At 68.8% G+C, this 7,344-nt stretch carries 4 protein-coding genes and 4 pseudogenes; 1 reads left to right on the plus strand and 7 read right to left on the minus strand.

What is annotated here, in order from left to right; all coding sequences use genetic code 11:
• The 7 genes and pseudogenes from ACO1BU_RS35010 to ACO1BU_RS35040 all read right to left on the minus strand — a co-directional run.
• A pseudogene (locus ACO1BU_RS35010) lies at window positions 1-392 on the minus strand (IS256 family transposase); the annotation flags it as partial.
• Between the two features lie 82 nt (window positions 393-474).
• Window positions 475-930 (minus strand): annotated as a pseudogene (locus ACO1BU_RS35015) (transposase); the annotation flags it as partial.
• Between the two features lie 61 nt (window positions 931-991).
• The gene (locus ACO1BU_RS35020; protein ID WP_424140524.1) at window positions 992-1,300 is read right to left on the minus strand and encodes a hypothetical protein; all 309 of its coding nucleotides are present in this window, start codon (window positions 1,298-1,300) and stop codon (window positions 992-994) included.
• A 73-nt stretch (window positions 1,301-1,373) separates the two neighbouring features.
• Window positions 1,374-2,798, minus strand: coding sequence for an amidase (locus tag ACO1BU_RS35025; RefSeq protein WP_424140525.1), 1,425 nt, complete (start codon window positions 2,796-2,798; stop codon window positions 1,374-1,376).
• 29 nt (window positions 2,799-2,827) lie between these two features.
• On the minus strand, window positions 2,828-4,348 hold the full coding sequence (locus tag ACO1BU_RS35030; RefSeq protein ID WP_424140526.1) for a M81 family metallopeptidase: 1,521 nt from the start codon (window positions 4,346-4,348) through the stop codon (window positions 2,828-2,830).
• A gap of 9 nt (window positions 4,349-4,357) precedes the next feature.
• Entirely contained in the window at window positions 4,358-5,941 is a 1,584-nt protein-coding gene (locus ACO1BU_RS35035) for an ABC transporter substrate-binding protein (protein ID WP_424140527.1), read from the minus strand.
• Window positions 5,942-6,194: 253 nt separating this feature from the next.
• Window positions 6,195-6,335: pseudogene (locus ACO1BU_RS35040) on the minus strand (IS256 family transposase); the annotation flags it as partial.
• A 266-nt stretch (window positions 6,336-6,601) separates the two neighbouring features.
• On the opposite strand from ACO1BU_RS35040, the pseudogene ACO1BU_RS35045 reads away from it, so the two are divergent.
• Window positions 6,602-7,246 (plus strand): annotated as a pseudogene (locus ACO1BU_RS35045) (transposase); the annotation flags it as partial.
• Window positions 7,247-7,344: the final 98 nt, after the last annotated feature.

A 7,344-nucleotide genomic window follows, 5' to 3' on the forward strand; every position in this document is an offset into this window, starting at 1 on the left:
AAGTCGCCCATCGAGACCCCGCGCAGGTAGAGGATCGGCAGCAACGCATCCAGGCTCCGCGTCCGCCGCGCCCAGCGCGGCAGAAGGACCGAGGTGAAGCGGATCCGCTCCCCACCTGCCTCCTCGCCGGCACCGCGGTCGCGCAACTTCACCCGCTGCACCGGTACCGGGCCAATCCCGGTCTGGACCAGGCGCTCGGGGCCATGCCCGTGCCGCACCAGGCGCTCGCGCCCGTCCGGCAACCGCAAGCCCTTCATCTCGGCCAGGAAAGCCTCCGCCTCGGCCTCAATCGCCTGCGCCAGGAGCCGGCGGGCACCACTCCTCAGGACCGCCGTCAGCGGGTCCTCGATCGCCTCTGGCTGACGCAGGGGGACAACAGTGGTACTGCTCATCTCGGCGTATCGCTCCTTCGGGAGGTTCAGGCAGGCTTCCACCCACCTCGATACGCCGCCTCTCTCACATCGCCATCACCCAGTTTCGGCCATAGCTCTTCTCAACCAGCCACTCGCCAGGTCCACACAGCCGCAGGCCGGTGCTGTCCACCAGCAGGTGCACGGGCTCTCGCCCGCCGCGCGGCCGTGGCACGTCCAGCGTCTCGGCCCGCCGGCTCAGGGTGGTGTGGTCCGGGACCGCCAGATCCAGGCCGAGCAGCCGGAGGAGCGAGCCGATCAAGCCCTCCGTCTGGCGCAGTGCCAGATGGAACACCGCCCGCAAGGTCAGTGCCGTCTCGATCGCCAGGGCGGAGTAACGGGGCTGGCCGCCGCGGGTCGTGCGCGGCGCCGCCCTCCAGGCCTCAATCGCCGCTTCGGAGAACCACACGACCAGGCTGCCGCGGGCACGCAGGCCAGCCTCGTAGGCCGGCCAATTCGTGACCCGGTGCCGCTGCTTCGGAATGTGATGCCGGCGATCCCGATGGGCTTTGAAAGGCAAGCAGGGCGTCCCTGTTCGATGATAGGGCTTCGCCCCACCCCCATCCTACCCCAAACCGCCCTCAAGCCCGATCCATGCACCACGGTCGCGCCAGCACCAGGATGCCCGGCGTATTCTCGGGCGAAGCATGCGGGAAGCGCGCGCGGACGCAGTCGCCCAGGCCCATGCGCCCGGGAATGCGTTCGATCCGCGCGCCGAGCAGCGCCAGCTCGCGCCCCGCCATGTCCATCATGCGGTTCACCGCGGCGGCGTCGAAGGTCGGGCTCTCGCAGGCTGCCCAGCGCGTCAGCCCGGCCAGGATCTCCTCCGCATCGAAGGGCACGTCCAGCGCGGCGCCACCTGGCTTCTGGTCGGACAGGGGAGCATCCATCACGTGTCTCCGGAATGTGTCAGGGAAGGCTGCACGGGGCGCATCGGTGCGGCAGGTTGTGGCGGCGCGGCGCTCAGGCCAGATTGGGCCGGCGGGCAGCCCAGGGCATGGCCTTCTCGAAGGCGGCGGCGGCGCGAAGCAGCCGGGCATCCTCACCGCAGCGGCCGACAAGCTGGATGGCGATAGGTAGTCCAGCGGAATCGAAGCCGCAGGGCAGGCTGACGGCGGGGTTGCCGGTCAGGTTGAAGGGCATGGTGTAGGGATACCAGGCGGCGCGCAGGTTCGGCACATCCTGGCCATCGATCGTGATCGGGCCGAAGAAATCCTGGTCGATCGGCAGCGCCGTGCGCGACAGAGTGGGCATGGCGACAATGTCGCAATCCTCGAACCAGGCCTGCACCTGCCGGTATAGGCGGGTGCGTGCGAAGATTGCCTCGTAGAGTTCGGCGGCGGAATAGCTCTTTACGCGGTCCATCTGCCGCACGAAGGTCGGACACATAATGTCGCGGTGCCGGGCCAGGTGGTGGCCGAACTGCGCCATCCGGTAGGCGCCGTTGTTCACGAACCAGACAGCTTCCGGGTTCTCGAAGGGCGCCGTGTGCTCCGTGGTCTCTGCCCCGAGCTCCGCGAGCGCCCGGACGGCCGCCTCACATGCTGCCAGCACCTCGGCCGCGACGGCGGTGTTGCCCAGACGCGGGCGCCAACCGATGCGCGTGCCGGCCAGGGATGCCGCGCCCTCCAGCGACGCCGCGTAGCCGGGCTGCGGCCGCGCGACGGTCAGCGGGTCGCGTACATCCGGCCCCGCCATGGCATCTAGCATCAGCGCCGTGTCCAGCACCGTGCGCGTCATGGGGGTGATATAAGAGATGTTGCCGAACCCGTCCTGGGCGTATTCCTGCGGGACCACGCCGAGCCCCTGCTTGAAGCCGACCACGCCGTTGCAGGCGGCCGGTATGCGGGTGGAGCCGCCGCCGTCAGTGGCCACCGCGATCGGGGTCAGTCCCGTGGCGACCGAGACGGCCGCGCCGCCGCTCGAGCCGCCGGAGGTGCGCTCCGCGCTCCAGGCATTGCGCGTGCGGCCGAAGAGCGGGGATTGGGTGAGCGGCTGCTGGCCGAACTCGGGGGTGGTGGTCTTGCCCACCACGATCGCGCCGGCCCGCTTCAGACGCACCACCACCGCCGCGTCGTGATCCGGCACGTTGTCGCGGAAAATCTGCGATCCCCAGGTGGTGCGGATCCCGGCGGTGGGCACGAGATCCTTCACCGAGACGGGCACGCCGTGCAGCGGTGGCAGCTCGCCGCCGCGCGTCACCGCGGCCTCCGCCTCCCGCGCCGCCGCCATTGCGCTGTCCGGCGCCAGGGTGATGAAGGCGTTCAGCACGGGCTGCGCCCGCTCGATCCGCGCGATGGTGTCGCGCACAAGCTCCACTGGAGACAGTTCACGGGCCCGGATCAGTGCCGCGAGTTCCGCGGCCGAGCGGTAGGCGAGGTCATCCATGGATCGGCTCCAGTCTCGGCGGGGTCGGCTCAGGGCCTCCGGCCACCCTTGGTTCGGCGGTTGTCCCCCGGGCGCAGCCGCAGCCCGTCACGCAGGTGGCGGAAGGGCAGCTCCGCCGGGTCCGCCACCACGGGGCCGGGGGCGGTGACGACGATGACCTCCTCCGCGACCGGCTGGAAGTCGGCACGGAAGTGCACGCTGGATTTTACGGCGATGATCTTCTGCTCGGTGGGCTCAATACCGACGTGGCGGAACAGCGCCTGGTCAAGCGCCTGCATCTTGCGGGAGGAGAGGATCACCCGCACCCCCGGCGAGACGCGGATCAGTGCGGTCGGGCCGAGATCGGAGGGATTGCCCTTGGCCATGGGCCCCGTGCAGGTGAAACGGCCATCGGTGAGCCGCTCCACCACGGCGGTGACCGCCAGGGGCGTGCCGTCGCTCTTGCCGCCCAAGCTGAGCGGCAGGGTCACCCCTTCGCCCGCATCGTGGCAGGCCGCCGCGCTCTCCGCGTCGTTGATGAGGCCGAGCACGGCGCCGTGCGCCTCCTGGGCCAACAGGGCGGCGAGCAGGCCGGTGGTGTCGCCATGGCCGCCGCCGCCGGGATTGTCCTGGGTATCGGCCAGCACCACCGGGCGCGCCGACCCCTGGGCGACGCGGATGGCCCGCGCCACGCCCTCCTCCGCCGGCATCACGCCGGCGGAGAAGTCCGTTTCGCGCCGCGTCACCTCCGCTACCATGGCCTCGGCCACAGAATCTGCCTGGGCCTGGGTCGCGGCATAGGCTGCCACCGCCATGCCGCATCCCGGGAAATCGGCATAGGGGAAGCCGAAGCAGAAGTTCAGCTCCACCACGCCCGGCTCCTCGGCGAGGCGGGCGCGGGCCGTCATCACCTCTGCCATGGCGCCGCCGAGCGTGCACTGGGCGGGCGGCGGGGTCCAGAAATCCAGGGCCCGCCAAGCCTTGGCGGGGCGCCGCGCGCCGCGCGCCATCTCCAGCAACAGCCGGGCGGCCAGGGCGCCGCATTCGAGTTGGTCCACATGCGGATAGGTCCGGTAGGGCACCAGCAGGTCGGAGAGCGCGACCATGCGCTCCGTCAGGTTGCAATGCGGGTCCAGGGTGGCAGCGACGGGCACGTCTGGCCCCACCGCGGCGCGCACGCGCCGGAGCACCTCGCTCTCCGCGTCCGGGAAGTCCTGGGACACCATGGCGCCGTGCAGTTCGAGGAAGACACCGTCCACTGGCCCCTGCTCCAGCGCGTCCGACAACGCGGCCACCAGCAGGGCGGTGATGCGCTCGAAGGCCTCCGCCGTGACGGGGCCGGAGGGCGTGGCATAGGTCCAGATCAGAGGCGCCAGGGCCACGCCCTCTGCCTCCGCCGCCGCGATCACAGCGGCACTGGGTGTGCTGGTGCCGCGCAGCGCGCGAATCATGGTGGCGGCGCGCTGCATCGGGGCCTGGTTGCCGGGTTGCTTGAACTCCGTCCAGCCGGCCTCCCGTGGGGCGAAGGAGTGACTCTCGTGCCGGAAGCCGGCAATCGCGATGCGGGTCATGGCCCCGGCTCAGGCCCGTTTCATGTTCCAGAAAATGCTGAAGCCACGGAGGATGTCCGTCAGCTCCTTCTTCGCTGCGGAGGCGTAGAAAACCTGGCCGAGTGGCATATAGGGAACGTCGGCCATCGCCTCCACCTGAATCTCGCTGCAGATGGCCCGCTGCTGCGCCAGGTCGTTGCTCTCCAGCCACTGGGTGCGCAGGGACTCCAGCTTCTGGTTGGTGGGCCAGCCGAACCAAGCGCGCTCGCCGCTGCCGCGCAGCGCCAGGAAGCCGGCTGGGTCCAGCATGTCCTGGCCGCCGAAGGTGGTGAAAAAGGCGCTCCAGCCACCCTGGTCCACCGGCTCCTTCTTAGCGCGGCGCTGCACCACTGTGCCCCAATCCATGGTCTGCTGGTCCACGTTCATGCCGATGCGGCGCATCAGGTCGGCCGCCACCTCGCCGATGGCCTGCAGCTTCGGGCTGTCGGTGGAGATCATTACTAACGCCCGCTCGCCCTTGTAGCCGGCGGCCTCCAGCGCGCGCTTCGCCTCCTCCGGCTTCTTTGGCGATCTCAGGATTTCCAGCCCGGCCTCGCTGGCCATGGGCGTACCTGGCGGGAAGAGGCCGATGCCGTCGCGCCACAGGGCGCGGTCATCGCCCATCATGGCCAGCATGAAGTCTTCCTGATGGATGGCGGAGAGCACGGCGCGCCGGACGCCCTGGTTGTTGAAGGGCGGGTGCAGGTGATTCACCCTCATAATCGCGATATTGCCCAGCGGATCGTTCTGGTACACGCGCAGTTCGCTGCTGCGTTTGAGCAACGGCAGCAGGTCAGTGGGCGGGTTGTAGAACATGTCCACCTCCCCCGCGATCAGCGCGTTCACCGCCGTGCCCGGATCGGGCTGCACCAGCCACTCCACACGGTCGAAATGCACGATCTTGGGGCCGGCCGTGCCGCTGGGCGTGCCGCCCTGGCGGGGGTTGTACTTCTCGAAACGGGTGTAGACGGTGCGCACGCCGGCCACGCGCTCATCCGCCTTGAAACGGAAGGGGCCGCTGCCCGTGATCTCGGTCAGTTGCGTGAAGGCGTCGGTCTTCGCCAACCGCTCCGGCATGATGGCGGGATAAGGCGCACCGTTGCGAGCCAGCGCATAGGGCAGCAGGCCGAAGGGTTTCTTGAGGCGGAACTGGATTGTGCGGTCATCGGGCGCCGAGAGCTCTTCCGTCACTGCCATCAGGGCCTGCCCGAAGGAGTCGCGCCGGGCCCAGCGCGTCACGCTGGCCACGCAGTCCCTCGCCAGCACCGGCTCGCCGTCGTGGAAGAACAGGCCTGGCCGCAGTACCAGCGTCCAGCGTAGTCCGTCATCGGAGACGCTATGCCCCTCCAGCATCTGGTGCTGGGGCGTAAGCTTCTCGTCCAGCGCGAAGAGCGTGTCGTACACCATCGCCGCGTGGTCGCGGGTGACGTAGGCGGTGCTCCAGATCGGGTCGAGCACCGCGACATCGGTGTAGGGCACGTATTTCAGCGCGCGGCTACCCTGCGCCGAAGACAGGCGTGGCACGGTAAGCATCGGGGCAGCGGCGGCGATCTGGAAGAGATGACGGCGATGCATCGTGAAGTCTCCCGATCTGTGTTTCGCGCAGGTCTATCCCGGACCAGAGCAAGCGCCGTGCCATATTCTACCAAGGCTCCGTCCTGGATATGTCTCAATGAGATGTGCGCAAATGTTTTGGTACGGCTGAAAAGCGCTGGCTTTGACGCAAAGGGGGGCATCGACGGCGTCTCCTTGCTCCATTCTCGCTGCTTTCCGCTGAGTTGGACGGGATCTGGATGGGAGCTATGCGGGAATTTGGGTGACGCGGTGATCAGGCGGCGTTCTGTGCTGGCGTGTTGGTGACCTCTACGCCGTTCTTGAATGTGACGCCCTGGATGAGCTTGGGCAACTGGTTCTCGCCCTTCAGCCTGCGCCAGGTCTTGGCCGCGGCCATGACGAGCTTGAACACTATGGGTCTGTGACTGGACTGGCTGACTGGTCTGTCCGGCGCTGATCTGGTTCTGCGGACGCGCCACCTTGGAGGTTCTCGAGGCTTTCAGGGTGGCACGGTCATGATCAGGATGAGCCTGGACGATGCCCAATGGGTGTCGCTGATGCTTGTGCTGCAGCAGATTCCGCTGAGCTATGGCCGAAAGTGGGTGATGGCGACATGAAAAAGGCGGCGTATCGAGGTGGGTGAAAGCCTGCCTGAACCTCCCGAAGGAGCGATACGCCAAGATGAGCAGTACCACTGTCATCCCCCTGCGTCAGCCGGAGACGACCGATGATCCGCTGACGGCGGTCCTGAGGAGCGGCGCCCGCCGGCTGCTGGCCCAGGCCATTGAGGCCGAGGCGGAGGCCTTCCTGGCCGAGATGAAGGGGGAACGGCTACCGGACGGGCGCGAGTGCCTGGCGCGGCACGGGCATGGCCCGGAGCGCCTGGTCCAGACCGGGATTGGCCCGGTACCGGTGCAGCGGGTGAAACTGCGCGACCGCGGCGCCGGCGAGGAGGTGGGCGGCGAGCGGATCCGCTTCACCTCGGCGCTTCTGCCGCGCTGGGCGCGGCGGACGCGGAGCCTGGATGCCCTGCTGCCGATCCTCTACCTGCGCGGGGTCTCGATGGGCGACTTCGGGGAGGCGCTCGGGGCCTTGCTGGGCCGCGACGCCCCGAACCTATCGCCCTCGGTGATCGCGCGGCTGCGGGACGAGTGGCAGGCGGACTACGCGCGCTGGCAGCGGCGCGACCTGTCGGCCCGGCGCTACGTGTATGTCTGGGCCGATGGCATCTACCTCCAGGCCAGGATGGAGCCACAGGCCGAGTGCATGCTGGTGCTGATCGGGGCGACGCCCGAAGGTGAGGTGGTCCCCGGATATCGGACAGGAGGCTAAGCTCGGTTCGCTATGAGAAGGATGGCCCCTGATGGCGGGCAAGCGGACGCGGTATTCGGCGGATTTCAAGGCGAAGGTGGCGCTGGAAGCGC

This window comes from Roseomonas chloroacetimidivorans (assembly GCF_049629625.1).
Classification (GTDB): domain Bacteria; phylum Pseudomonadota; class Alphaproteobacteria; order Acetobacterales; family Acetobacteraceae; genus Roseomonas; species Roseomonas chloroacetimidivorans.